This is a genomic window from Bradyrhizobium lablabi, from assembly GCF_018129385.1.
Classification (GTDB): Bacteria; Pseudomonadota; Alphaproteobacteria; order Rhizobiales; family Xanthobacteraceae; genus Bradyrhizobium; species Bradyrhizobium lablabi_C.
Genome location: NZ_JAFCLN010000013.1, coordinates 159,494 through 183,513 on the forward strand (window position 1 = coordinate 159,494; position 24,020 = coordinate 183,513).

Annotated in this window: 25 protein-coding genes; 9 read left to right on the top strand and 16 right to left on the bottom strand. The window is 62.4% G+C overall.

The features are described 5' to 3' along the window. Positions 1 to 5 precede the first annotated feature (5 nt). A complete protein-coding gene (gene egtD / locus JQ628_RS23190; protein ID WP_212225618.1) occupies positions 6 to 977 on the bottom strand; it encodes an L-histidine N(alpha)-methyltransferase in 972 nt (323 codons plus the stop codon). Between the two features lie 100 nt (positions 978 to 1,077). Then, positions 1,078 to 2,328 (bottom strand): ergothioneine biosynthesis protein EgtB, encoded by a 1,251-nt coding sequence (gene egtB, locus JQ628_RS23195; protein WP_212225620.1) that lies wholly within the window; start codon positions 2,326 to 2,328, stop codon positions 1,078 to 1,080. 313 nt (positions 2,329 to 2,641) lie between these two features. Here egtB and grxD point away from each other — a divergent pair, with 313 nt between their 5' ends. From grxD to JQ628_RS23215, 4 genes are read left to right on the top strand one after another with little or no spacing between them, the layout of a single operon-like run. Then, on the top strand, positions 2,642 to 2,974 hold the full coding sequence (gene grxD / locus JQ628_RS23200; protein ID WP_212225623.1) for a Grx4 family monothiol glutaredoxin: 333 nt from the start codon (positions 2,642 to 2,644) through the stop codon (positions 2,972 to 2,974). A 9-nt stretch (positions 2,975 to 2,983) separates the two neighbouring features. Continuing rightward, a complete protein-coding gene (locus JQ628_RS23205; RefSeq protein ID WP_212225625.1) occupies positions 2,984 to 3,532 on the top strand; it encodes an O-acetyl-ADP-ribose deacetylase in 549 nt (182 codons plus the stop codon). Between the two features lie 39 nt (positions 3,533 to 3,571). Then, the gene (locus tag JQ628_RS23210; protein WP_212225627.1) at positions 3,572 to 4,858 is read left to right on the top strand and encodes a serine hydrolase domain-containing protein; all 1,287 of its coding nucleotides are present in this window, start codon (positions 3,572 to 3,574) and stop codon (positions 4,856 to 4,858) included. After that, positions 4,839 to 6,140 (top strand): serine hydrolase domain-containing protein, encoded by a 1,302-nt coding sequence (locus JQ628_RS23215; protein WP_249128264.1) that lies wholly within the window; start codon positions 4,839 to 4,841, stop codon positions 6,138 to 6,140. Before JQ628_RS23210 ends, JQ628_RS23215 begins: the two co-directional genes overlap by 20 nt. Before the next feature lie 97 nt (positions 6,141 to 6,237). Here JQ628_RS23215 and JQ628_RS23220 read toward each other — a convergent pair whose 3' ends face one another. The 4 genes from JQ628_RS23220 to JQ628_RS23235 all read right to left on the bottom strand — a co-directional run bounded on the left by JQ628_RS23220 (position 6,238) and on the right by JQ628_RS23235 (position 10,448). Further along, positions 6,238 to 7,650 carry an amidase gene (locus JQ628_RS23220; RefSeq protein ID WP_212225629.1) on the bottom strand — a complete coding sequence of 471 codons (1,413 nt, stop codon included), beginning with the start codon at positions 7,648 to 7,650 and terminating at the stop codon, positions 6,238 to 6,240. A gap of 185 nt (positions 7,651 to 7,835) precedes the next feature. After that, on the bottom strand, positions 7,836 to 8,333 hold the full coding sequence (locus tag JQ628_RS23225) for a DUF302 domain-containing protein (RefSeq protein WP_212225631.1): 498 nt from the start codon (positions 8,331 to 8,333) through the stop codon (positions 7,836 to 7,838). A 26-nt stretch (positions 8,334 to 8,359) separates the two neighbouring features. Next, positions 8,360 to 8,836, bottom strand: coding sequence for a MarR family winged helix-turn-helix transcriptional regulator (locus JQ628_RS23230; protein ID WP_212225633.1), 477 nt, complete (start codon positions 8,834 to 8,836; stop codon positions 8,360 to 8,362). A 139-nt stretch (positions 8,837 to 8,975) separates the two neighbouring features. Continuing rightward, complete coding sequence (locus JQ628_RS23235; protein WP_212225658.1) at positions 8,976 to 10,448, bottom strand: GH1 family beta-glucosidase; 1,473 nt, start codon at positions 10,446 to 10,448, stop codon at positions 8,976 to 8,978. A 118-nt stretch (positions 10,449 to 10,566) separates the two neighbouring features. Between JQ628_RS23235 and JQ628_RS23240 the strand changes: the two genes are divergently transcribed. Then, on the top strand, positions 10,567 to 12,255 hold the full coding sequence (locus tag JQ628_RS23240) for a beta-(1-6) glucans synthase (RefSeq protein WP_249128266.1): 1,689 nt from the start codon (positions 10,567 to 10,569) through the stop codon (positions 12,253 to 12,255). Positions 12,256 to 12,468: 213 nt separating this feature from the next. Next, positions 12,469 to 13,032 (top strand): L,D-transpeptidase, encoded by a 564-nt coding sequence (locus JQ628_RS23245; protein WP_212225634.1) that lies wholly within the window; start codon positions 12,469 to 12,471, stop codon positions 13,030 to 13,032. A 36-nt stretch (positions 13,033 to 13,068) separates the two neighbouring features. Here the strand turns inward: JQ628_RS23245 and JQ628_RS23250 are convergent, their stop codons facing one another. The 7 genes from JQ628_RS23250 to purB form a co-directional block, all read right to left on the bottom strand. Next, the gene (locus JQ628_RS23250; RefSeq protein ID WP_212225635.1) at positions 13,069 to 14,139 is read right to left on the bottom strand and encodes a threonine aldolase family protein; all 1,071 of its coding nucleotides are present in this window, start codon (positions 14,137 to 14,139) and stop codon (positions 13,069 to 13,071) included. A 25-nt stretch (positions 14,140 to 14,164) separates the two neighbouring features. After that, positions 14,165 to 14,461, bottom strand: a complete 297-nt coding sequence (locus JQ628_RS23255; protein WP_212225636.1) for a type II toxin-antitoxin system RelE/ParE family toxin — start codon at positions 14,459 to 14,461, stop codon at positions 14,165 to 14,167. A gap of 278 nt (positions 14,462 to 14,739) precedes the next feature. Then, on the bottom strand, positions 14,740 to 15,357 hold the full coding sequence (gene rpsD, locus JQ628_RS23260) for a 30S ribosomal protein S4 (RefSeq protein WP_212225637.1): 618 nt from the start codon (positions 15,355 to 15,357) through the stop codon (positions 14,740 to 14,742). A gap of 256 nt (positions 15,358 to 15,613) precedes the next feature. Beyond that, on the bottom strand, positions 15,614 to 16,000 hold the full coding sequence (locus tag JQ628_RS23265; RefSeq protein ID WP_212225638.1) for a cupin domain-containing protein: 387 nt from the start codon (positions 15,998 to 16,000) through the stop codon (positions 15,614 to 15,616). 51 nt (positions 16,001 to 16,051) lie between these two features. Next, entirely contained in the window at positions 16,052 to 16,825 is a 774-nt protein-coding gene (locus JQ628_RS23270; protein ID WP_212225639.1) for an HpcH/HpaI aldolase family protein, read from the bottom strand. Positions 16,826 to 16,866: 41 nt separating this feature from the next. Continuing rightward, the gene (murI, locus tag JQ628_RS23275) at positions 16,867 to 17,655 is read right to left on the bottom strand and encodes a glutamate racemase (protein WP_212225641.1); all 789 of its coding nucleotides are present in this window, start codon (positions 17,653 to 17,655) and stop codon (positions 16,867 to 16,869) included. A 70-nt stretch (positions 17,656 to 17,725) separates the two neighbouring features. Continuing rightward, positions 17,726 to 19,033 (bottom strand): adenylosuccinate lyase, encoded by a 1,308-nt coding sequence (purB, locus tag JQ628_RS23280; protein ID WP_212225642.1) that lies wholly within the window; start codon positions 19,031 to 19,033, stop codon positions 17,726 to 17,728. A gap of 569 nt (positions 19,034 to 19,602) precedes the next feature. On the opposite strand from purB, the gene JQ628_RS23285 reads away from it, so the two are divergent. After that, the gene (locus JQ628_RS23285) at positions 19,603 to 20,196 is read left to right on the top strand and encodes a TetR/AcrR family transcriptional regulator (RefSeq protein WP_212225643.1); all 594 of its coding nucleotides are present in this window, start codon (positions 19,603 to 19,605) and stop codon (positions 20,194 to 20,196) included. Positions 20,197 to 20,318: 122 nt separating this feature from the next. Here the strand turns inward: JQ628_RS23285 and JQ628_RS23290 are convergent, their stop codons facing one another. Beyond that, positions 20,319 to 20,651, bottom strand: coding sequence for a PRC-barrel domain-containing protein (locus JQ628_RS23290; RefSeq protein ID WP_212225644.1), 333 nt, complete (start codon positions 20,649 to 20,651; stop codon positions 20,319 to 20,321). A gap of 104 nt (positions 20,652 to 20,755) precedes the next feature. Between JQ628_RS23290 and JQ628_RS23295 the strand changes: the two genes are divergently transcribed. Next, positions 20,756 to 21,496 (top strand): metallophosphoesterase family protein, encoded by a 741-nt coding sequence (locus tag JQ628_RS23295; RefSeq protein WP_212225645.1) that lies wholly within the window; start codon positions 20,756 to 20,758, stop codon positions 21,494 to 21,496. Between the two features lie 3 nt (positions 21,497 to 21,499). Then, positions 21,500 to 22,909: a serine/threonine protein kinase gene (locus JQ628_RS23300; RefSeq protein WP_212225646.1), complete on the top strand. Its 1,410-nt coding sequence runs from the start codon at positions 21,500 to 21,502 to the stop codon at positions 22,907 to 22,909. Positions 22,910 to 23,013: 104 nt separating this feature from the next. Here JQ628_RS23300 and JQ628_RS23305 read toward each other — a convergent pair whose 3' ends face one another. Together JQ628_RS23305 and JQ628_RS23310 are read right to left on the bottom strand one after the other, a co-directional pair. Then, positions 23,014 to 23,520, bottom strand: coding sequence for a septal ring lytic transglycosylase RlpA family protein (locus JQ628_RS23305; protein ID WP_212225647.1), 507 nt, complete (start codon positions 23,518 to 23,520; stop codon positions 23,014 to 23,016). 172 nt (positions 23,521 to 23,692) lie between these two features. Further along, a complete protein-coding gene (locus JQ628_RS23310) occupies positions 23,693 to 23,854 on the bottom strand; it encodes a hypothetical protein (RefSeq protein ID WP_212225649.1) in 162 nt (53 codons plus the stop codon). Between the last annotated feature and the right edge of the window lie 166 nt (positions 23,855 to 24,020).

Below are 24,020 nucleotides of genomic sequence, written 5' to 3' on the forward strand. Positions count from 1 at the left end.
TCGCCTTAGTCCGACGCCACCAGCGCATGGACCGAGAACATCCGCGCCTTGTCGGTCCAGGATTCCGTCACCTTCCAGCCCGCGCCGCGCGCCAGCTCCGCAAAACGCTCGAGCGAATATTTGTAGCTGTTCTCGGTGTGAATGCTCTCGCCGGGGCGGAACGAGAAGCTGTGCCCGAGCACGCGCACGTTCTGCGCCTTGCGGCTGATCAGGTGCATCTCGATGCGGTGCCGGTCCTTGTTGTAGATCGAGCGGTGCATGAAGCCCGAGAGATCGAAATTGCCGCCGAGCTCGCGATTGATGCGTTCCAGCACATTGAGGTTGAAGCGCGCGGTGACGCCCGCCTTGTCGTTATAGGCGTCGTAGAGCGTGCGCTCGTCCTTTTCGAGATCGACGCCGATGATCATCTGCGCGCCGTCGCCGAGGATTTTTCGCGCGGTGCGCAGGAAAGCCGCTGCCTCGTGCGGCTCGAAATTGCCGAGCGTCGATCCCGGAAAGAATCCGACTTTCGGCATGCCTGATATCGCCGCCGGCAATTCGAATGGCGCGGTGAAATCGGCGGCTACCGGATAGACGTCGAGGTCTGGAAAATCCTTGCGCAGGCCGTCCGCCTGCGCGTTGAGGAAGTCGCCCGAGATATCGACCGGCACATAGGCGCCGAACTGGCAGCGCTTGAGCAGCAGCCGCACTTTTGTGGTGGCGCCGGCGCCGAACTCGATCAGCGCCGCGCCGTGCGGGATGATCGCCGCGATCTCCTTGCCGCGGTCGCGCAGGATCGAAAGCTCGGTGCGGGTCGGATAATATTCGGGCAGCACCGTGATCTGCTCGAACAGCTCCGATCCCTTGGCGTCGTAAAAATATTTCGGCGAAAGCTTCTTCGGATGCTGCGCCAGATCCTCGATCACATCGCCGGCAAACACCGAGGTCGCATCATCGAGTTGATGCTCCGTGGCCAAAGCGGGGGCGTGCACATTCATGATACTCTCCTGAACGCGCTTACCGGCGCGCTTTTGATCCAGTGGTCGGGCATGGACCGCTCATGCCCAAGGAAAAGTCAGGCGAAAAGCCAGGCGAAAGTCAGTCGTAGTCGGCGAGGCGCAGTCCCGTGAATTGCCAGCGGTGATGCGGGTAGAAGAAGTTGCGATAGGTGATACGGCTGTGCCCGGCCGGAGTTGCAAGCGACGAGCCGCGCAGCACCAGTTGGTTGACCATGAATTTTCCGTTGTACTCGCCGAGCGCGCCCTCGATCGCCCGGTAGCCGGGGTAGGGCGAATAGGACGAGCGGGTCCACTGCCAGACGATGCCGAAGGCGTCGTTGAGTTGGCCGGCGCGCGCCGCCACTTCCCATTCCATCTCGGTCGGCAGGTGCTTGCCGCGCCAGCGCGCGAACGCGTCCGCCTCGTAATAGCTGACGTGGCAGACCGGCGCGTCGGGATCGATCGGCTGGAGTCCGCCGAGCGTCATGATCTTCCATTCGCCGCCGCTCTTGCGCCAGTGGCCCGGCGCTTCCCAGCCTTCGTTGCCGACGACGGCAAATCCGTCCATCAGCCACAGCGTCGCGGTCTGGTAGCCGCCGTCTTCCATGAAGGCGAGCCACTCGGCATTGGTGACGAGGTTGCGTGCGAGCTTGACCGGACCGACCAGCGCGCGATGCGCCGGCTTTTCATTGTCGAAATGAAAACTGTCGCCGGCATGCCCGACGGTGTGAATGCCTTCGTTGAGCACGGCCCACTCCTCGCCGTCGCGGTTCGAGGCCGGAAAAGTCCATGCCGGATCGTAGGCCGGCGGAATCGGATTTTGCGCAAAGGCATGCAGGATGTCGGTGAACATCAATTCCTGATGCTGCTGCTCGTGGTTGAGGCCGACCTCAACCAGCGGCGCCAGCTCTCTCAGCTTTTCTTCGCCGGCGGACTGGAAGAACTTGACCATGGCGGCATCGACATGCCGGCGATAGGCGGCGACCTCATCGGCGCCCGGGCGGGTCAGATGGCCGCGCTGATGGCGGGCGTGCCGCGGGCCGGCACTGACGTAATAGGAATTGAAGAGATAGGCGTAGTCCGGGTGGAAGACCCGATAGCCCTCGCAATGCTCGCCGAGCAGAAACTGCTCGAAGAACCAGGTGGTGTGGGCGCGGTGCCATTTCGCCGGGCTGGCGTCCGGCATCGACTGGATGAGCTGGTCCTCGGGCGAGAGGGGGGCGGCCCGGCGCTCGGTCTCTTCCCGCACCGCAAGATAGGCCTCAACCAGATTCTGGGCCGATGTCCCGGAATCGGAGAACAGTGACGGAGAGGCGGGAAGGGCGGCCGCGGCGGATACTGGTTTCGTCACTCTTGGTCTCCGGGTGGGGAGAGAACGTTGCTCGGGCGAACAGGTTCCTGACAGGTTCGTCCTAGATAGGGCGTTCGTTTCGCGAAAAAAGCCTCCGCCGGCGATGATATTGCGGCCGTCAGGCAATGGCCGTCCGGGCCGCCGGCAGGCCCATCCCTGCTGCCGTCTGCCGCCGCATGGCGGCTCCCCGCCATTTTACTTTGGACGAACAAGGGTTTGGGGTTACATATAGGGCAGTTCGGGATTACATCGGTCGGACCGGTCCCGCCGAAGCCATGCCGCAGGGGGCATGGCTTTCCAAAAGGAAATGAAGATGAGCATCGAGCAATTCATCGACAACGAAGTGAAGTCGAACGACGTCGTGCTGTTCATGAAGGGCACGCCGCAATTCCCGCAATGCGGTTTTTCGGGTCAGGTGGTGCAAATCCTCGACCACATCGGCGTCGGCTATAAGGGCCTCAACGTTCTCGAGTCCGCCGAACTGCGCAACGGCATCAAGACCTATTCGAACTGGCCGACCATTCCGCAGCTCTACGTCAAGGGCGAGTTCGTGGGCGGCTGCGACATCATCCGCGAGATGTTCCAGGCCGGCGAATTGCAGCAGCTTTTTGCCGACAAGGGCGTCGTAGCCAACGCTGCGGCGTGAGGCTGACGCTTGGCCGCGCGCCTGATCGGGACAGCGCGGCTCGAGGTCATCGTTGCCGACATCACGACATTAAGCGTTGACGCCATCGTCAACGCCGCCAACACGTCGCTCCTTGGCGGGGGCGGCGTCGATGGGGCAATCCATGATGCGGCGGGGCCTGAGTTGCTTGTCGAATGCCGCACCCTGAATGGATGCGCGACGGGCGATGCAAAAATCACCAAAGGCTATCAGCTGCCGGCGAAGCATGTGATCCATGCCGTCGGACCGGTATGGAATGGCGGCCAGCGCGGCGAAGCTGACCTGCTCGCCTCCTGCTATCGCCGCGCGATTGAATTGTGTCAGTCGCGTGACCTGGTCTCGATCGCGTTTCCCGCCATCTCGACCGGCGTCTATCGCTTTCCCGCCGACCGTGCTTCCCGGATTGCGGTGGCAACCACGGTGAAGGCGTTGCCGTCAGCCCCCTCGATGGAGCGCGTCATTTTCTGTTGCTTTTCAAGGGATAGCGGCCTGCTACACGAAGAGGCATTGGAAGCCTTTGGTAGCCCTTGCCCCGACTGACCCCTCCGCTAAACTCCCCCGATTAACCGGGAGGGGTTGATGAGTTTTAGAGCGTTGCTGCGCGCGCCGGTGTTCGGCGCGCTGCTGATGGTGTGCGTCGGCCCACAGGCTGCCGCTGAAGGTACCTTCGACATTCCGCCGGGTGCGAAGTTCAACCAGGAGAAGCTCGGCAAGATCACCGAGTTCTTCAAGAACGAGGTCGCGACTGGCAAGATATCAGGCGCCAACATCCTGATCCGGCAGCACGGCAAGGACGTCTATCACGAAACCTTCGGCGTGCAGGACGTGGTGTCGAAGAAGCCGATCGACGACAAGACCATCTTCCGCCTGTCGTCGCTGACCAAGGCGATCACGTCTGTCGTGGCGATGCAGTTGATCCAGGACGGCAAGTTCAAGCTCGACGATCCCGTCTCGAAATACATTCCCTCCTTTGCCGATGTGAAGGTCGGCGTCGAGAAGACAAAGGACGACGGCACCAAGACGCTCGAACTGGTGCCGCCGGTCCGGCCGATGACCGTTCTTGACCTGATGCGTCATACGTCGGGCATCACCTATGGCTTCTACGGCGACAGCCTGGTGCGCAAGGCGTATGCGGCGGCTAATCTTTACGCGGGCGAATTCGACCTTGCCGAATTCGCCGAGCGCATCGCCAAACTGCCGCTGCACAACCAGCCGGGCGCGCTCTGGCAATACGGCCATTCCACTGACATCCTGGCGCGGATCATGGAGATCACATCAGGAAAATCGCTGCTCGCGATCGAGAAGGAAAAGCTGCTCGATCCCATGGGAATGGTCGACACCAACTTCTTCGTCACCGAGCCGGAGCGGCAGGCGCGGCTCGCCCAGCCGGTGCCGAACGACAGCAATTTCCGCGTGGGGCGCGAGTACCGGACGGAAGTCCGCCAGAAGTGGGAATCCGCCAGCGGCGGCATGGTCTCGACCATGTCGGATTTTTCGAAATTCGCGCAGATGCTGCTCAATGGCGGCACGTATGACGGCAAGACCTATCTTAGCCCGAAGACGTTCGAGGAGATGGCATCGGACCACGCCAGCAAGGGTTCTGGCGTCGAGCGCGATTACTTCTATTTCCCCGGGGACGGCTTTGGCATGGGCCTTGGGCTTGCCGTCCGCACTGATCCCGGCAACGCCAAACCACCGCCGCCGGGCTCGCTCGGCGAGCTGAAATGGGATGGCGCCAGCGGCTGCTACATGGTGATCGACCGCAAGCAGGACATGTTCTTCGTGATCCTGGAGCAGACGCCCTCGGAGCGTCAGCGCGTCCAGCGCACCCTCAAGCAGCTCGTCTATGAAGCCATGGTCAACTGACAGGATGTTTGTGGCGCGCCGCCCTGTTCTGGCGGCGCTTTCGACTGCCCTGGTTTTCGGCTGGGTGCCGGAGCTGCATGCCGAAACCAGGGCGCCCGGAACTCTTTCACGCGCGGCGCTTGGCCGGCTAGGCGACACTATCCGCAACGAGGTGGCGACCGGCAAGATTCCCGGCGCGGTTTTCCTGATCTGCCAGCACGGCAAGCCGGTCTATTTCGAAAGTTTCGGCGTGCGCGACCCGGACACCGGGCAACCGATGACGCCGGACTCGCTTTTCCAGATCTATTCGATGTCGAAGGCCGTCACCTCGGTTGCCGCGATGATGCTGGTCGACGACGGCAAGCTGGCGCTCGATGATCCCGTATCGAAATACATTCGCGCTTTTGCGGATGCAAAAGTCGGCGTCGATCTATCCGATGAAGCAGGACAGCACGTTCTCAAGCTCGAGCCGCTGGAGCGTCCGATCACCATCAGGGACCTGCTGCGGCACACGTCGGGCATCACTTACGGCTTCTACGGCGAAGGTGTCATCAAGAAGCTCTATTCCGATCCCAAGCTGTATGCCGGAGATTTCGACAACGCCGAGTTTGCCGACCGGATCGCGACACTGCCGCTCGCCGATCAACCCGGCACGCGCTGGAACTACAGCCATTCCACCGACGTGCTCGGTCGCGTCGTCGAGGTGGCCTCGGGGCAGTCGCTATACCAATTCGAAAAGCAGAGGCTGTTCGATCCGCTCGGCATGTCCGAGACCGCGTACTACGTCGCGGACAAGGCAAAGTGGCCGCTCATCGCCAGGGCATATCCAATCGACCGCTTTCGGGTGGCCGGAATACGGGACCCGACGATACCGCGCCGCTGGGAATCCGGCGGGGCGGGCCTGATCTCGACGATCACCGATTACGCCCGCTTCCTGCAAATGCTGCTCAATAAAGGCGAGCTGGACGGCAAGCGCTACCTCAAGCCCGAGACGGTCGCGGCGATGACGTCAGATCAAATCGGGCCCGAGACCGGGATCATTCACGATCCCTTCTATTTTCCGGGCCCAACCAGCGGCTTCGGTCTGGGCTTTGCCGTGCGCACCTCGCCGCCGCCGGGCACGACCTGGCCGCTCGGCGAATATCGCTGGGACGGCGCCGGCGGCAGCTTCTATTTCGTCGATCCCGTGGATGACATGTTGGCGGTCTTCATGGTGATGGCACCCACGCAGGGCGGCCGGATCCAACTGAACCTGAAGACGATGATGTTTGAATCGATGGGCAAGGGTCTTCGGAAGGATTGACGCTTGCGGGACCGGCGCACGTACTCGACGGGCTCTGCAATCATGCAGCGAGACCTCTCGCGAAAGGAGGGACGGAAGCGCCCGCCATTTGATGACGTTACAACGCGGGGTGAAGGTTGCGGGCAGGGCTCACTTCCTCAAGCAGCGAGGCGACTTTAAGCACAGTCGATTCCGCCCACCAGGAGGAGACGATTTGCACGCCGATCGGAAGTCCGTCGCGGCTTGTTCCGAACCGCATCGACAGGGCGGGCATGCCGGTCAGGCTGAAGGGCGCGGTCGCACTCTGCACGTGGAACGGTGAAACCGTCTTGCCATCGACAACGAGGTCCTTGAGTCCGTGCTTGGTTGCCGGGAACGGAGTCACCGGACCGAGCAGCACATCGTAACGTTGGAAATAGTCGACGAAGCTGTCGCGGAGACGCTCCACCGCCTGCTCGGCGGCGACGAAGTCGCCTATCGGTGTGTCAGGTGTGTCAAGAATCAATTTGGCATGCCTGAAGATCTGGGCCGCGTGGCCGGCGGTGACCTTCTCGAACTCGGGCCGGCTTTCCATCTGTTGGAGCTGCCAGAGCACGCTGCTGGCATCGGTCTGTTCCAGCACGGGCAACCGGACCTCCTCGACGTGACAGCCGGCATTGCCAAGCGCATGAGCCGCTGCCTTCACGGTCGCGACCACCTCTGGATCGGTTGGTCCGAAGAAGCCTGGAGAGGCCAGCCAGCCCACACGAACCTGACGGGTCGATTTTTTCGTGCCCAGCCCCGTATCGAGGCCGGGCGAGCTGATTGAGAAGCCGTCGGCGCCGTCGGGTCCTGCCATCAAGGAATAAGCGAGCGCCACATCGCGAACCGAACGTGCCATCGGACCGATGTGCCAGAAACGACGTGGCACCCGCGGCCAGTGGCCTGTCATCGGCATTCGACCGTGAGTGGCCTTAAATCCAACGATACCGGTATGCGCGGCCGGGCCGCGCAATGAGATCGAGAGATCACTGCCCACGCCGAGTGGCGACATGCCAGCTGCGATGGCGGCGGATTCACCACCGCTGGATCCGCCCGGGGTGTAGTCGAGGTTCCAGGGGTTGTTCGTTTGGCCCGTCAGGAAATTGTCCGTTTCGATCGAGTAAGAGAATTCCGGCGGGTTCGTCTTTGCCATGAGGATGGCGCCGGCGGCCTTCAGCCTGGCTACGACGGTGGCATCGGTATCGGGCACGCGCCCTTTGAAAATTGGCGAACCGCGCTGTGTCAGCACGCCCGCCGTGTCGATTCCATCCTTGACGGTGAACGGAACGCCATGGAGAGGACCCAATCGAGCGTCCGGCTTGACGGCTGCCTCGGCTTTCTTGGCAGCGTCCAGTGCGCCATCGGCCAACGTCACAATGGCGTTTACCTTGGGATTGACCTCGGCAATACGATTGAGATGGGCCTGCATGATCTCGACCGGCGACAGCTCCCTCTTGGCAACGAGTCCCGCGATGCGGCTGGCGTCCATCTGAGTGATATTATCGGTCATGATCCTCATCCTGCCTCACTCGGTTCACTTAATTCACTTGCCGGCTGCGTTCCGTCTCTCGGCTGGATACCGATGGTCAATCGCCCGCCGGTTCGGTTGGAAAGCGGCGACGACGCTCGCTACGGCGAGGATGCCGACGGACAACCAGAGACCGGCACGAACGCCGTTCGGTCTGCCAGACAAGATTATGCTTTTGCGCCCGTCACGGCTTCGCCAAGCGCCATCATCTTCGCATCAAGCTTGTAGGCGGCGTCCTGGACCGCCACGTTCCGAAGCCCGCTCATGAGACTTGATGGCTTGTTGAACACCAACCTCGTCTTGCCGTCGGTATGCTCATAGATTGCCAGTCTGACCGGCACATCGAGGCCTGCCTCGATGTCATGCCGCATCATTGTGATCGCGATCAGCGGGTTGCCGATCGTATACATCAAAAACCGGGTAGGACGCTCGTGCTTGCTGACCCAGTCGCCGTGATCGATCGTCAGGAAACGTGTGAAGCCGCTGGGGCCCAGCACGTCACGAACTCGACGTTCGAAATCGTCCTGATCACGTGAAGCTGCCGGTATTGCCGGCCAACCTGTTTCTTCAAGCGTTCCGACTTGTTGCTCGAAGGCACGAACGACGGCCTCGAAGCTCCGGTCGCTGACAAAAGTGACATGGTCTACGGTGATTGGTTCGATCATTGCTCTCTCCTCGAGGCCATAGCGATCTATCGAAAAGTTTCAGGAAGTTGCGGGCTTTCGGCGATGCCGCGCAGCGTCTCGCGCAAGACGACCAATTGATCGTCTCCGAAGAAGCGCTCGAATTTTTCATGAGCGTCGGCCCAATAGCGCCGTCCGCGGACCACCTTATCTTTGCCGGCTCTTGTCAACTTGACGGGCCGACGGCGCCCGTCGCGCTCGTCGTGACCCAGGTCGATGAAACCGTCGCGTTCAAGCGGCCGAAGCGTTTGGCCAAGCGCGGATCGCTCCATAATCAGGATCTCAGCCAGCTCGCCGACGGTTGGAGGATCGGCTGATCGCCGTTCCAGCTCCGCAAGGACGTGAAATTGAGTGATGCGCAAGCCGGTTGGCGCCATCGCCTCATCATACAGCTGCGTCAGCCGACGAGTGGCAGCGCGCATCGCTGCCACGATGCACGAACTATCCGAGCGAAAGGACTGTTTCACGTAACGGTTCTCCGTCATGCATGCCGGGTTCACCCGAGCCGGTTTGCCGCATTTGGTCGATGTATGGGGGTATCCCCACATTAACCGGTGATGTAGGGGGATATCCCCATACTTCAAATCAACAATGTTTGAATAATGGAAACCGGTTGTAAGAAGCCTAGGCGACGGCGTTGCGCGCGATCGTTTCCCGATAGAATTCCGCGCTCAGCTTTGGCGTGCGGGCTTTGGTGGCAAAATCGACATGGTAGAGGCCGAAACGTTGCTCGTATCCGTCCGCCCATTCGAAATTGTCCATCAGGCTCCAGAGAAAATAGCCTTGCACCGGCACGCCCTCCGAAGTCGCGCGCTGTAGCTGCGTCAGGTAGTTCCGCAGGTACATGATGCGGTCTACGTCGTAAATCTTTCCGTCCGCGGCCGGCTGGTCGCTGCCCGATGTTCCGTTCTCGGTGATATAGATCGACTTGACGCCCCAGAGTTTCGCGACATGGCGCGGCACCCAGTAGATCGCCTCGGGACCGGGCCTGAGCCAGGCCGCATTCATGCGCGGAAACGATTTTGGAAACGGCAGCGACGTGAAGCCGAGCTCGTTGTCGGCGGCAATGACGTAATGGTCGGGCGTGTAAACGTTCAGCCCGACAAAATCGACCGGCGATGAAATGATGCGCAGATCCTCGGCGGTGTATTTCGGTGCGTCGTTGCCGGATGGCGCCAGGTAGGCGTCGGTATATTTTCCCTCCAGCATCACGGTCAGATAGCCCGCGTTGAATTCGCGCGTTGCGATCTCGGCGGCGCGAATGTTGGCAGGCGTTTCAATCGCGGGAATACAGCTCACGGCGTTTTCTGCCGGACCGACCTTGGTGCCACGCTTTCCGTGCGCCCGGATTGCCTGCACGGCAAGGCCATGTCCGAGCGCGACGTGATGGCGGACCTGGTTTTGTCCGGATCGCGGCAGTTTGAGGCCAGGCGCATCGGCGCCTTCGCCGTGCCCGAGGTGAACGTGCCTGGAGCATTCGTTGATGGTGAAGAAGTGCGAGATCCGGTCGCTCAGGCGCCTCGCGACATGGCCCGCATAGTCCGCAAACGCCTTTGAGGTATCGCGCGAGCTCCAGCCGCCATAGCGGTCCTGTAGGGACTGCGGCAGGTCCCAGTGATAGAGCGTTGCATAGGGTGCGATTCCGCTGCGCAACAACTCATCCAGCAGCCGGTCGTAGAAATCGAACCCCTTGGGATTTGGCTTGCCGGCGCCGTCCGGGAAGACCCGCGGCCAGGCAATCGAAAACCGATAGGCCTTCGTGCCCAGCGCCTTCATCAGCTCAACGTCTTCCTTGTACCGGTGATAGTGATCGGTCGCGGTGTCGCCGTTGCTGCGATCGGAGATGGTATCCGGCATATGTGCGAAGCGGTCCCAGATCGACGGGCCGCGGCCGTCTTCATTGACGGCGCCCTCGATCTGATAGGAGGAGGTCGCCGTCCCCCATACGAAGCCGCTGGGAAACGCGGCGGAGGCCTGTCGGCTATTCTGGTCGCCCCGGTGGGCCTGACTGGATGCGGCCGACGGGGCCGCCAGTCCAACAACGGTCCAGCCCGTGAGCGCAGCGAATCGGCGGCGGGAAAATCCGTAGGGTGCCATCACGTCTTGTCTCTGCGTTGGACGAATAGGGGACAGCCGCTGCGGGGCCTTGATACAGGTCGAAACCGGAAGGTACAAACCTCCGTCACATCGCGCAAACCGGGACAGGGACATCACCTTGCGCACGCCGCTGGCGCTCTTCTTCATTTCCCTTGGTATCGTCGCTTCGGTCTGGTGGTGGCTGGCTTTGCCGGTCACCCTGGCCCGTGCGCCGATCGACCCTGCGGCAAAACTTGAATGCGTATCCTACGCTCCGTTCAGGGGCGACCAGACGCCGCACGATCCGGATCTGGTCGTCAGCCCGGACCAGATCGCCGAGGATCTGGCGGAGCTGTCCAAAATAACGAGGTGCATCCGCACCTATTCGATCGACAATGGCCTGGACAAGGTGCCGGAGCTTGCTTCCAAAGTCGGATTGAAAGTCCTGCTTGGTGTCTGGATCGGACGCGACCGCGCAAAGAACGCTCTGCTTGCCGACACCGCGATCTCGCTGGTGCGCGATCACCCCGCCACGGTGACCGCGGTCATCGTCGGCAGCGAGGTTCTGTTGCGCGGCGAGATGATCGCATCCGACCTGCGGGAAATCATCCGCTCGGTCAAGCAGCGCGTGGCTGTCCCGGTGACGTATGCCGACGTCTGGGAATACTGGCTGCGCAACCGCGACGTCGGCGCCGACGTCGATTTTGTCACCGTGCACTTCCTGCCCTATTGGGAAGACGTTCCGCCCCGCGCCGAAGACGCTGCCGCCCATGTGGACCAGCTCCGGCTACAGATGGTGGCGGCGTTTCCGGGCAAGGAGATATTGATCGGCGAAACCGGCTGGCCGAGCTTTGGGCGGATGCGTAACGGTGCCTTGCCCTCTCGCATCAATCAGGCCCGCTTCATTTCGGAAATTCTCGACCGTGCCGAACGGCAAAAATTTCGCGTCAACCTGTTCGAAGCGTATGACGAGCCGTGGAAGCGGCGGTGGGAAGGCACGGTGGGCGGCTATTGGGGCGCGCTCGACGGGACCGATCGCAAGCTGAAATATCCCGATGGAGCTGACATCAGCAACTATCCGTTCTGGATACTGCAAATGACGTTCGGACTGGTGTTTTGCGCCTGCATATTCGGAGCAGCCCTCCTGACGCTGAGGCTTCGGCTGTCGTCGCCGTCATTGGCGTCATGGGTCGCGGTGGCGATATCGGCGACGGTCGGCGGTATCCTGCTTGGAATAGGCGCCGGCAAGATGCTCCATGAAAGTTTCGGGCTCGGCGGCTGGCTGATCCAGGGCCTGTTGCTGGCCGCCGGAATAGCCGCGCCGCTGCTGTCGGCCCATGCCTTGATGACGGGGCGTCCGCTTCCGACCTTTGCCGAAATACTCGGGCCGCCGGAGGGCAAGCGCCCGCCGTTGATGACGGCGATGTTGGGCGTTGTCCTGATCGTGACGACGGTGCTCGCGGCGCAGACGGCGTTGAGCCTCGTGTTCGATGCGCGCTGGCGCGATTTTCCGTTCGCCGGCCTGACCATGGCCGTCGTGCCGTTCTTTGCCGTTGCATTCCTCAACTCGGGAGAAGCCTATGCCCGGCCGTTGGCCGAGACGGTGTTCGCGGGATTGTTCGCCGTCACAGCGCCCTACATCGCGCTGAATGAAGGGATGGAGAACTGGCAATCGCTGTGGACTTGCGCCGCCTATCTCGCGCTTGGCATCACGCTATGGCGTCCGCGCACCGTTGCCATTGCTGAAACGGCGCTGGATGCCACGACCGCGGTCCTCGGCGAGGTTGGCGCGACGTCGCGCCGGGCGGAGGTGCGGCAGGCGAGTTGAGCCTGCGCCATACGCCGCCACCATCTTCTCGCCGGGGATACCGGCGCGGTGGATCGACACCGTTTTGGCCAAGTTGCTTTCCCAAGGCGCCATGATTTCTGCACTATTTGAGCAGCAAATACGTCAACGTAGCGCTTTGGAGGACAGGCAGTGCCGACGTCCCGGCTGGCGTGGTTGATCGTGGGGTTGCTCGGGCTTCTGCTCGGCGGTTGCATGCAATCGAGGCTCGCACCGTCCGATGCCAGGTTGAACCCAAGGGACCGGCAGTTGCTCGCGCACGCGCGTTATGCACAGGCGAGCATTCCAGAGAACTATCGCAGGCATATTGTCGACTACTCGCGCAGGGAGCAGCCCGGCACGATCCTGGTCGATACCAACGCGCGTTATCTCTATTATGTCCTGCCCGGAGGCAAGGCGATCCGCTACGGCGTGACGGTCGGCGAGGAAGCGCTGGCCTGGTACGGCGTGGCTACGGTAGGCCGCACGGCTGAATGGCCGGACTGGATTCCGACGGCGGAGATCCAGGCCCGGCTCGGTCCTTACCCGAAGCGCATTCCAGGTGGTCCCGATAACCCGCTCGGCGCGCGGGCGCTGTACCTTTATCAGGGCAACAAGGACACTCTCTACCGCATCCACGGTACCAACCAGCCCGAATATATCGGTCAGGCCATCTCGTCGGGCTGCATCCGCATGACCAACGAGGACGTCATCGACCTCGTTGATCGGGTGAAGCCCGGCGCGACCGTCGTCGTGCTCCCGCCGGGCCGGAGTGCATAGCGGACCAGGCTGCGCTGGTCGAGGTCGGCTGATGAGCTAGACTTGAGTGCGCACGATCTCGCGCACGTGGGTCACCATCTCCTCGATCATGGCGGCGGTAACGTCGAGATGCGCGCAGGCGCGGATGCGGCCGTCCATCATCGCAAGCAGCACGCCGCGCTTTCGCAGCGCCGCCACCATCTTCTCGCCGGAGATGCCCGCGCCGTCGGGCTTGAAGAACACCAGGTTGGTTTCGGGTTCCTGCACCTCGATGCCCTCGATCTGCGACAACCCGCGCGCCAGCGCGCGCGCATTGGCATGATCGTCCGCAAGACGGTCCACATTATGGTCGAGCGCGTAGAGGCAGGCGGCGGCGCAGACGCCGGCCTGCCGCATCGAGCCGCCGAGCCGCTGCTTCCAGCGCCAGACCTCGTCGATGAATTCGCGGGAGCCCGCGATGACGCCGCCGATCGGCGCGCCGAGACCTTTCGAGAAATCGATCCAGGCGGAATCCCAACCCGCCGTCATGTCGCGCGGGGAAATGCCGGTCGCGACGGTGGCATTGAGCAGCCGCGCGCCGTCCATGTGGGTGGCCATCCCGTTTTCCTTGGCGATCTTCACGACCGCATCGAGATCGGCCTTCTTCCAGATCGTGCCGCCGCCGATATTCGCGGTCTGCTCGACGCTGACGACGGTCTGCGGCGGCTGGTAGCGTGAGCGCGGATGCAGCGCGGCCTGAAACGTTTCCGGCGAGAATTTTCCGTCCGCGCCTTTCAGCGGCATGATCTGAAACCCGCCGAGCGCCGCATGTGCGCCGCCCTCGCGCGCGATGACGTGCGCGGTCTCGTGCGCCAAAATCTCGTCGCCCGGCCGGCAATGCACCAGCGTCGCCGCGACGTTGCACATCGTGCCCGACGGCATGAACACCGCCGCTTCCTTGCCGAGCAGATCGGCCACGCGCTCGCAGAGCAGGTTCACGCTCGGATCGTCGCCGATCTGCTCGTCGCCGACCTCCGCCTTCGCCATCGCCTCGCGCATGCCCGGCGTCGGCCGCGTCTGGGTGTCGGACAACAGGTTGATGCGGATGGGCGGCGCCTTGGGATCGCGCGGGGGAGGGGTGTAGTGCATGGCAAGTTCTCGTTCTTCGGAAAAGTTAGTCGAAAAGCTGCGGTCCAATGTCCTGTGCGCGATGATAAATCGCGCGGATCAACACGTGGGTGTCCTCATCGGTGTAGAAGATGGTGTGAGACTGGAAGTGGAAACGACGGTGTCGGGGCGCCAGTTCGTCCGCCAGTTGACCTATTCGAGGAAAATTTGCGAGCAAGTCGAAAGTCCGTTCGAGGCCTGCGAGATACGCTTCGGCCTGATACGTGCCGAACGTCGCGACGGAAAAATCATATATGTCGATGAGTTGCGACTGGGCACGAACGGTGAGCTGATATTCAGCCATTTGTGCGGGCAGCTACTCGCTTTCGGGCGGCCGCCAAAATGTCACTCATGCTGTCACTCGTGGGCGTGCTGCAATCGGGATGCGCAAGCGCTTCCTGATACCTGCGCACCTGTTCGTCGCGTGGCAAGGCGGCCCAAGCAGCAAGTTCCGCTTCAGTAGGAGTGGCGGACGGCATAACTCGGGCAGGCTTTTTGGTCGTCTGTGACATGAGCGCTGTATAGCACAAAAAAAGCCCCGGCAAAACCGGGGCCTTTGATACCGTTTTCACGCCAAAGCAATCAGCGCGAATAGAATTCAACGATCAGGTGCGGCTCCATCTGCACCGGGAACGGCACGTCGGAGAGGCCGGGGATGCGGACGAATTTTGCCGTCATCTTGGAGTGATCGACCTCGAGAAAATCCGGCACGTCGCGCTCGGGGAGCTGGATGGCTTCCAGCACCGGGGTGAGTTGCTTGGAGGATTCCTTGACCTCGATGGTGTCGCCGACCTTCAGCTTGTAGCTACCGATGTTGACGCGGCGGCCGTTCACCTTGACGTGGCCGTGGTTGATGAACTGGCGCGCGGCGAACATCGTGGACACGAACTTCGCGCGATAGATGACGGTGTCGAGACGGCGCTCCAGCAGGCCGATCAGGTTCTCACCGGTGTCGCCCTTGAGGCGGCCGGCCTCGACATAGATGCCGTGGAACTGGCGCTCGCTGATGTTGGCGTAATAGCCCTTGAGCTTCTGCTTGGCGCGGAGCTGCACGCCGAAGTCCGAAAGCTTGCCCTTGCGACGCTGGCCATGCTGGCCGGGGCCGTATTCCCTGCGGTTCACGGGGCTCTTCGGGCGGCCCCAGATGTTCTGGCCCATACGGCGATCGATCTTGTATTTCGCCTCACTGCGCTTTGTCATCGCGTCCTCTGCGTCTAGGTTTGGGTTTTGAGGAAACGCGCCCTCCTGTGCCCCAGGAATTCCCGGAGCCGACAGGTCCGCCTCGAAAGCTCGAAAGCGAACCACGGGTCGCGAAACGCAACGCGGGCCGAAAACCGGCCCGCGAGCAGGGCGGTTTCTAGCAGAAACGGCCCGGCTGTCAAACGAAAGACAAGGGACTTTGCGCCAAAAATCGGCGATTTCGCCCCCAAATCGCCCCCGGTTCGGAACCGTTTGGTTACGGCGCCGGCTTGGCCAGTGGCTCGCCGGCCTTCACGACGTAAATCCCCAGCACCTTGATGGGCTTATCCCCGGCCTTGGCGTCGTGAACGGCGCCCTCCGGGATCTGGTAGGATTCGCCGGCCTTGATCTTCATCGGCGGCTTGCCGTCGATCACGAGTTCAACCTCGCCCTCCAGCACATAACCGGTCTCGGCGCCGGGATGGGTATGCCGTCCGGCTGAGCCGCCGGCGGGCACTTCCGCAATCGCCGTGACGGTGTTGTAGCCGGGCGGGAAGTCGAGCTTTTGCAGCGGCGTGCGCTTGATGCCGCTCTGCTGGGCGACGGCCACGCCGGCGAATGCAATCGCAACAACGGAAAGTCCAAGTACAAGTTTCTTGTTCATGATTTTCTCCGTTAGGCGCGGGAGATTAGCCGCGCCGTCGGCGCTGACAACTCACCAGCGCTTGATCCCATCCAGGCTCGCCGCAATCCCGCGCTGAAACAGCGACCAGTCAAAGCCGAGCGCCAGCGCGACATAGCCGCGCGCGATCATCGCATTCGCCGCTTCCGCGGTGCGCGCCACCCCGCCGATCGGCACGCCGCTTTTCAAGATACCGGCTTCCGCGCGCTTCATCAGCTCGACCACCTCGGGGTCATCGGGCAGGCCGCGCTTGTTGATGGAGGTGGCAAGATCGCCGGGCCCGATCACGGCGAGATCGATGCCAGGGGTAGCCATGATCTCGTCGATGCGGTTGACCGCTTCGACATGTTCGATGGTGACGATGCAGACCATGTCGTCATCGGCGCTTGCCATGTAATCGGCCATCGAGACGCCCCAGCGGAACGGCGCGTGGAAGGGGCCCCACAGCCGCTCGCCCCTGGGCGGATAGCGCACGCTGCGCACCGCCTTCTCCGCATCCGCGCGGCTACAGATCATCGGAAAATTGATGCCGAGTGCGCCGATGTCCATCGGCGCCTTGGCCAGCCACGGCTCGTTGGCAGCGATCCGCACCATCGGCACGCACGGCGTTCCTGATGTCGCCACGATCATCGCATGTGCGCTGCCAAGATCGATCGGGCCGTGCTCGAGATCGACGATGATCCAGTCGAGCGACTGCGCCATGATCTGCACGGTCTGCACCGACGGGATGGTCGCGATCGCGCCGAACGTCGGACGTCCTTCCCGCCAGAGTTTTTTCAGGCGGTTGAGCGGGGCTTTTGCGGTCAAGGTTGAACTCCGGCACTTCGTGTCGCCCGGAAACTATCAGGTCACGCCGGGACGCGCCCGCCGAAAAACGGCATCAAGGCCTGGTTCAGCGTGTGCGCTCGCCTGGAAGTGAACACCATCTCTGCCCCGGCCTCATAGGCAGCGCCGCCGGCAGGGCCTAGCAAATCGACGACACGCCGCGCGATCGCGGGCGCCGGATCGATCCAGGCGACCGGCCAGGGCGCCAGCCGCACGAGGCGCTCCATCAGCAGCGGATAATGCGTGCAGGCCAGCACCACCGTATCGGTGCGCGCCTCGCCGTCTCCGACAAAGCACGGTGCGATCTCGGCTGCGATCTCGGCATCGTGAACGGCGCTGCCGTTGAGCGCAGCTTCCGCAAGCGAGGCCAGTTCGGGCGAGCCGACCAGCGTCACCTCGCAGCCCTGCGCAAAATCCTGGATCAGTTTTCTGGTGTATTCGCGCTTCACCGTGCCCCGGGTGCCGAGTACCGAGACGCGCTTTGTCTTCGAGCTGGCGCAGGCCGGCTTGATCGCTGGCACCGTCCCGACGAATGGCACTTTGTACCGCTCGCGCAGATGCGCCATCACAAGTGTCGAGGCCGTGTTGCAGGCGATGGTAACGAGAGCGGGCGCATGCGCCGCGATCAATTCCCCGATCAGCGGCACCACGCGGCCGATGATCGCCTCTTCGCTGTGCTGGCCGTAGGGAAAGAACGCATCGTCGGCGACATAGACAAAATGCGCGTCCGGCCGCGCGGCCACGATCTGGCGCAGCACGGTGAGCCCGCCGAGGCCGGAATCGAATACGAGAATCGTGGGAGGCGCTGCCACGGCGCCAGTCTAGCCGATTTGCAGGCCGCGATCAGTTGTTTTTGCCTGATACGCGGCCACCCGGCGCGCCTTACGCCTCGCCGAACACGCGCCGAAAGATCGTGTCGACGTGCTTGAAGTGATAGCCGAGGTCGAACTGCTCTGCGATCTCGGCATCGCTGAGATACTTTTTCACGTCCGCGTCTTTCTTCAGCAGCGTCTGGAAATCGCCTTCGCCGCGCCACACCGGCATGGCGTTGCGCTGCACGTATTTATAGGCGTCCTCGCGGCTGGCGCCCTTTTGCGTCAGCGCGATCAGGAGGCGCTGCGAATGCACGAGGCCGCCGAGCCGGTCGAGATTTTTTTGCATGTTCTGCGGATAGACCAGAAGCTTCTCGATCAAGCCGGCAAGGCGGATCAGCGCAAAATCGAGCGTCACGGTGGCGTCGGGGCCCATCATGCGCTCGGCGGAAGAATGCGAGATATCGCGCTCGTGCCAGAGCACGACGTTCTCCAGCGCCGGCGTCACATAGGCGCGCACCATGCGCGACAGGCCGGAGAGGTTTTCCGACAGCACCGGGTTGCGCTTGTGCGGCATCGCCGACGAGCCCTTTTGGCCTTCGGAGAAAAACTCTTCCGCCTCCAGCACCTCGGTGCGCTGGAGATGGCGGATTTCCACCGCGAGCCGCTCCACGGAAGCGGCCACCACGCCGAGCGTGGCAAAATACATCGCATGGCGGTCGCGCGGGATCACTTGCGTGGAGACCGGCTCCGGCGCCAGCCCCATCGCCTTGGCGACATGCTCTTCCACCCGCGGATCGATCTGCGCAAAGGTGCCGACCGCGCCCGAGATCGCGCAGGTCGCGACCTCTTTGCGCGCCGCAACGAGCCGTTCGCGCCCGCGCGAAAATTCCGCATAGGCATAGGCGAGCTTCAGGCCAAAGGTGACAGGCTCGGCATGGATGCCGTGCGAGCGGCCGATGGTCGGCGTCATCTTGTGCTCGAAGGCGCGCTTTTTCAGCGCCGCCAGCACCTTGTCGATGTCGGCGATCAGAAGATCCGCGGCGCGCGTCAACTGCACGTTCAGGCAGGTGTCGAGCACGTCGGACGAGGTCATGCCCTGATGCACGAACCGCGCCTCGGGGCCGACGATTTCGGCCAGGTGCGTCAGGAAGGCGATCACGTCATGCTTGGTCTCGCGCTCGATCTCGTCGATCCGCGCCACGTCGAAGACGGCGTCCTTGCCCTTGGCCCAGATCGTCTTGGCAGCCTCTTTCGGGATCGTGCCGAGTTCCGCCAACGCATCCGCTGCATGCGCTTCGATCTCGAACCAGATCTTGAAACGCGTCTGGGCCTCCCAGATGGAAGCCATCTCCGGGCGGGTATAGCGGGGGATCATCGATTTGCCTGACGTTGGGGGTTACGCCGTGATGTAGCAGAGCGGGGCAGGCGAGACAAACCGAGAAAGCGTATTTGGTGGGTCATTTCGGACGGCTAATGGCTTGAATACGAATTGCTTTTCCCGTCATGGCCGGGCGTGCCCCAGCCATCCACGTCTTTGTTTCATCGCCGGGGAAGGCGTGCCTGCCCAAGACAAGCCTGGGTACGCCGGCGGCGCTTGGAGTTGCCCTACAAGCCCAAAATCACAGAATATTGACTAACAGATATTGAAATCTGTCAGCGAGATAGGCTATATCCACTTCCGACAGCAGGCATGGCCCGTCGCCAGATTCGGGGCGGGATCATCACAAAAAACAAAAAGCCCGCTGTCCCGGTAGCTCGCCGGCCGTTCGAACGGCGAGACCGAAACTCGAAAGGACTTAAGATCATGACCATCGAAATCTTTTCCCTGGCCGCTCAGCTCCAGCACTGGCTCAATCAGCAGGTTGCCCGCCATCTTGAGACACAGGCCGCCCGGTTCAGCCGCTAACGCCGCAGCCGGTTCAACGAGACGCGGAGGGTATCTTCATGAATGAAGTCGTCGTCCTGACCCCCGAGCGGATTCTCGAAGCCACCGAAGACGTGTTGCGCCGCTTTGGCCTGGCCAAAGCCACCGTGGTTGACGTTGCCCGTGCGCTCGATGTGAGCCACGGCAGCGTCTACCGCCATTTTCCGAGCAAGGCCTCGCTTCGCCAGGCCGTCGCCAAGCGCTGGCTGGATCGCGCCAACGCACCGCTCGCCGAGATCGCGGAGGCCGATGGTCCCGCGCCGGAGCGGCTGGACAAGTGGCTGCGCACCATGATCGAGATCAAATACAGCAAGGTCTGCGAAGACCCCGAGATGTTCCGGACCTATCTGGCGCTGGCGCAGGACGCCTGCGAGGTGGTCAAGGCGCACAAGGAGCTCCTGGTCGAGCAGGTCGCCCACATCATCTCGGACGGCGTGAAGCAGGGCGTTTTCGAGGTCGCCGACGCGAAGGCAGCCGCCCGCGCGGTGTTCGACGCCACCGTCCGATATCACCACCCCGCCCATTCCGACGAATGGAACGATCCGGCAAAGCCTGCGCGGATCGACGCGCTGCTGGCGCTGCTGCTCAAGGGCCTGGAAGCCTGCAAGCGCTAGAGCATGATCCGGAAAAGTGGATACCGGTTTTCCGAAAAGATCATGCTCAAACAAAAAGATAGAGCGGGATGACGATTCGAAGAAAAGTCATCCTGCTCTAGGCCTGAAATTCATCGACCTGCCTAGACCGACCAGTACTGCGGGTGCGGGTACGACCGCGAGCGGTCGCCCCAGTCGAAGGCGTCGCCGTCGAATTCGGACGGGCCGGTGCGCAACTCCTCCAGTGTCAGCTCGGTCTGAAAGGCCTGGCGCCCGGTATCGTACCGCAACGCTCCCCATGGCACGGGATAGTGGTGGTGGCTGCCCAGCAGGCCGCCGGTCTTGATCACCGCGTAGGTGACCGTTCCGCTCGCCTTGTCGAGCATCAGCCGTTCGATGTTGCCGAGTTTCAAGCCGTCGCGTCCGTAGACGGCGACGTGCTCCACGCGATCACTGGGAACCATGGTATGATTCATGGTGTCCTCCCTGTTCTCTTGTTCTCCCGACATAATAGCATGAACAAGCCACGCGCGGGACGCCGGTTTCTGCCGGTTTGTTGACGTCGCAGCGGAGGAAACTTTTGCGGCTCGCCATCTTCGCCGACATCCATGCCAACCGGGAGGCCTTTACCGCCTGTCTCGATGCCGCGCGCGCGCAGGGCGCCGAGCGGATGATCTGCCTTGGCGACGTCGTCGGCTATGGCGCCGATCCCGAGTGGGCCGTCGACACCGTGATGAGCCTCGTCGAGGCCGGGGCCCTGATCGTGCGCGGCAATCATGACAACGCGATTTCCACCTCCGCCGAAAGCATGAACCCGGTAGCGCAGGCGGCGATCGAATGGACGCGCGGCCGGCTGGGCGAGGCGCAGCGTCGCTTTCTCGCGGAGTTGCCGTTCACGCGCTCGGAAGGGGATCACCTCTACGTGCATTCCGAAGCCTCCGACCCGCCACGATGGCGTTACGTTCATGATGCCTTCAGCGCCGGCCGCAGCATGCAGGCCGCTGACGCGCAAATCACGTTCTGCGGCCATATCCACCAGCCGGCGCTCTATTCGATGTCGGCGACGGAAAAGATCACGAGCTTCGTTCCCGTCACCGGCGTGCCGGTGCAGTTACTGCGCGGCCGGCGCTGGCTCGCAGTGCTTGGCTCGGTCGGCCAGCCGCGCGACGGCAATCCCGCGGCAGCCTTTGCGATGTACGAGACGGAGAAGCGGGAGATCACCTATCTTCGCGTGGCATACGATATCGCAACCGCTGCACGGAAAATCCGCGACAACGGCCTGCCGCCCTTTCTGGCCGATCGCCTGTCGGTGGGGCGCTAGGCGATGGCAGGCCCTCCGATCGCGCCCGGCGCCGTCATTGACGGCTTTACGATCGGCGAACAGGTTCATGCCGGCGGCATGGCAACGCTCTGGACCGCAACCTGTCCGGGCATCGATGTGCCGCTGCTGATCAAGGTGCCGCGGATCTCCGAGGGCGAGGATCCCGCCGCCATCGTCAGCTTCGAGATGGAGCAGATGATTTTGCCGCGGCTGTCGGGACCGCATGTGCCGCAATGTTTCGGCAGCGGCGATTTCGCGCGCCAGGCCTATGTCGCGATGGAACGCATCCCGGGCAAGACGCTGTACCACCGGCTCGACGATCTGCCGCTGCCTTACGAGGAGGCGAGGGTGCTCGGCGTCAGGATCGCCGCCGCACTGGCTGACCTGCACCGGCAGAACGTCATTCATCACGACCTCAAGCCGAGCAGCGTGATGTTCCGTGATACCGATAAAGCCGTGCTGATCGATTTCGGCCTGTCGCATCACAACCATCTGCCCGATCTGTTGCAGGAAGAATTCCGCTTGCCCTACGGCACCGCACCCTACATGGCGCCGGAACGCCTGCTCGGTGTGCGCGATGACCCGCGCAGCGATATTTTTTCGCTTGGCGTGCTGCTCTATTTCTTCACGACGGGCGAGCGTCCGTTCGGCGAGACCGAAACCTTGCGCGGCATGCGCCGCCGGCTGTGGCGCGATCCGCATCCTCCGCGAAAACTGCGCGCGGACTATCCGCCCTGGTTACAGGAGATCGTGCTGCACTGTCTGGAGATCGAGCCGGCATGGCGCTATCCGACGGCGGCGCAACTCGCCTTCGATCTCGGCAACCCGGATCAAGTCAAACTGACCGGACGGGCGGAACGTCTGAAGCGCGATCCGCTCACCACGGTCTGGCGCCGCCGCTTCAATCGCGGTGTGGCTATTCCGCGCGCCAAATCCGACGTCGCTGCGCAGCTTGCCGCCAGTCCGATCGTGATGGTGGCGCTGGATTTCACGGATGACTCGCAGTCATTGACCGATGCGATGCGGGTGATCGCCGAACAGGTGCTGGCAACCTTGCCGTCGGCCCGCCTTGCTTGCGTCAACGTGCTGAAGCTGGGCCGGGTCACCATCGACCGGACGCTGGATGAGGAAGGCAAGAACAAGCACATTGAGCGCATGATCGCGCTGCAGCACTGGGCACAGCCGCTCAAGCTCGACGAAGGCAGGCTGACCGTGCATGTGCTGGAGGCGATCGATCCCGCATCCGCGATCCTCGAATTCGCTGTCGTCAACCAGGTCGACCGCATCGTGATCGGCGCACGGCAGAACTCCTTCATGCGTTCGCTGCTCGGCAGCGTGTCGTCAAAAGTGGCGGGGGAGGCGCCATGCACCGTCACCGTGGTGCGGCCGCCGCGGGTGGCGGCGGGCAAGTGATGACGGGACGCCCCGCTCGCCGGAGGACTTCGTCGGCTTCGGCGGAAAATTACGGAAGGCGCTCCCACTCCCCAGCGCCTTGCTCGCTCGTTCGCTCGAAATGTTCAGCCAACCGGTCCGGGAATCCAATAGTCGCCGGCAAGCGGCGTAACAATTACGCCAGGGATTACGCCGCGCTCCATGCTCGGATCGAAATAACGCATCGTCCGCTCGTTGAGATCAATGATGCGGCCCGGCGTCAGCGGACCCACGTCATTGATCTTGACGATGACCTTCTTGCCGACAGCTTCGACGAGGGCGAATTTCGGCCTCGCGCCATACAGGACGCCACCGAATTTCTCGCGCAAGCTCGTCTTGATGGCAGCCGCCCAGACAGAGGGATCATAGCGTTCGCCGGAGGCGGTGTTCGGGCCGCCCTCCCGCCATCCGGGCTTGAACGGATTGTACGTGGATGCGGCGCCGACGATTGGATCCCCACAGGCTTCTTCGACAACGTCGCTTGAATGAACTGCAGCTTCTCTTCGGCCAACTTCACTTCGAGCAACCGTAACAGATATGGCAAGTGCCACCAGGGCGCCGCAAATTGCGACGCTCGAGCGAGACGACATCATAGCTCCTTGATTGATTTTCTGGACGCTCGGTTCCCGAGGCCGCAAACATGGTCAAGCGAACGCGGATGCGTTTACGAACTTGCGCCAATTTCTTGCGGACTCGCGCCAACGCTGGCAGCGGAACCGTTGTGGGGACCAGGGCGGTCCTCGCACCGTTCTTCGTTGTCGCCCGTTAAGACAGGAATTGCGTCAGCAACATGACCTCGCGCTCGTGCAAGGCGATGCCGAGTTCCGTACCTTCGTTAAAAAATATCTTGCATACGCGCAGGACCGGATGCAGCGGACTCTGTAGCGATTTCTTCAGGCGGATCAGGTTGTTTTCTCTGTCGGGCAAATCGGATTCTGATTATCGGAAGTCATGTCAAGCCCCTCGCGCAAAAATAATCCTCTTGCCAATTTCGGCAAATCAGAATTATAACAGCGGCACCTCATCCCCGAGGAGGGGCGTTGGCCATCGCCACCAAACGTTGGGATGGGATGCGGTGGACGCGCTTGTTCAG

Bases quoted from the DNA above. Each gene is read 5' to 3' on its own strand.
- egtD (WP_212225618.1), bottom strand. From the start codon at position 977: ATGAATGTGCACGCCCCCGCTTTGGCCACGGAGCATCAACTCGATGAT.
- grxD (WP_212225623.1), top strand. From the start codon at position 2,642: ATGAGCATCGAGCAATTCATCGACAACGAAGTGAAGTCGAACGACGTC.
- JQ628_RS23210 (WP_212225627.1), top strand. From the start codon at position 3,572: ATGAGTTTTAGAGCGTTGCTGCGCGCGCCGGTGTTCGGCGCGCTGCTG.
- JQ628_RS23215 (WP_249128264.1), top strand. From the start codon at position 4,839: ATGAAGCCATGGTCAACTGACAGGATGTTTGTGGCGCGCCGCCCTGTT.
- JQ628_RS23220 (WP_212225629.1), bottom strand. From the start codon at position 7,650: ATGACCGATAATATCACTCAGATGGACGCCAGCCGCATCGCGGGACTC.
- JQ628_RS23225 (WP_212225631.1), bottom strand. From the start codon at position 8,333: ATGATCGAACCAATCACCGTAGACCATGTCACTTTTGTCAGCGACCGG.
- JQ628_RS23230 (WP_212225633.1), bottom strand. From the start codon at position 8,836: ATGACGGAGAACCGTTACGTGAAACAGTCCTTTCGCTCGGATAGTTCG.
- JQ628_RS23235 (WP_212225658.1), bottom strand. From the start codon at position 10,448: ATGGCACCCTACGGATTTTCCCGCCGCCGATTCGCTGCGCTCACGGGC.
- JQ628_RS23245 (WP_212225634.1), top strand. From the start codon at position 12,469: ATGCAATCGAGGCTCGCACCGTCCGATGCCAGGTTGAACCCAAGGGAC.
- JQ628_RS23250 (WP_212225635.1), bottom strand. From the start codon at position 14,139: ATGCACTACACCCCTCCCCCGCGCGATCCCAAGGCGCCGCCCATCCGC.
- JQ628_RS23255 (WP_212225636.1), bottom strand. From the start codon at position 14,461: ATGGCTGAATATCAGCTCACCGTTCGTGCCCAGTCGCAACTCATCGAC.
- rpsD (WP_212225637.1), bottom strand. From the start codon at position 15,357: ATGACAAAGCGCAGTGAGGCGAAATACAAGATCGATCGCCGTATGGGC.
- JQ628_RS23265 (WP_212225638.1), bottom strand. From the start codon at position 16,000: ATGAACAAGAAACTTGTACTTGGACTTTCCGTTGTTGCGATTGCATTC.
- purB (WP_212225642.1), bottom strand. From the start codon at position 19,033: ATGATCCCCCGCTATACCCGCCCGGAGATGGCTTCCATCTGGGAGGCC.
- JQ628_RS23285 (WP_212225643.1), top strand. From the start codon at position 19,603: ATGAATGAAGTCGTCGTCCTGACCCCCGAGCGGATTCTCGAAGCCACC.
- JQ628_RS23290 (WP_212225644.1), bottom strand. From the start codon at position 20,651: ATGAATCATACCATGGTTCCCAGTGATCGCGTGGAGCACGTCGCCGTC.
- JQ628_RS23300 (WP_212225646.1), top strand. From the start codon at position 21,500: ATGGCAGGCCCTCCGATCGCGCCCGGCGCCGTCATTGACGGCTTTACG.
- JQ628_RS23305 (WP_212225647.1), bottom strand. From the start codon at position 23,520: ATGATGTCGTCTCGCTCGAGCGTCGCAATTTGCGGCGCCCTGGTGGCA.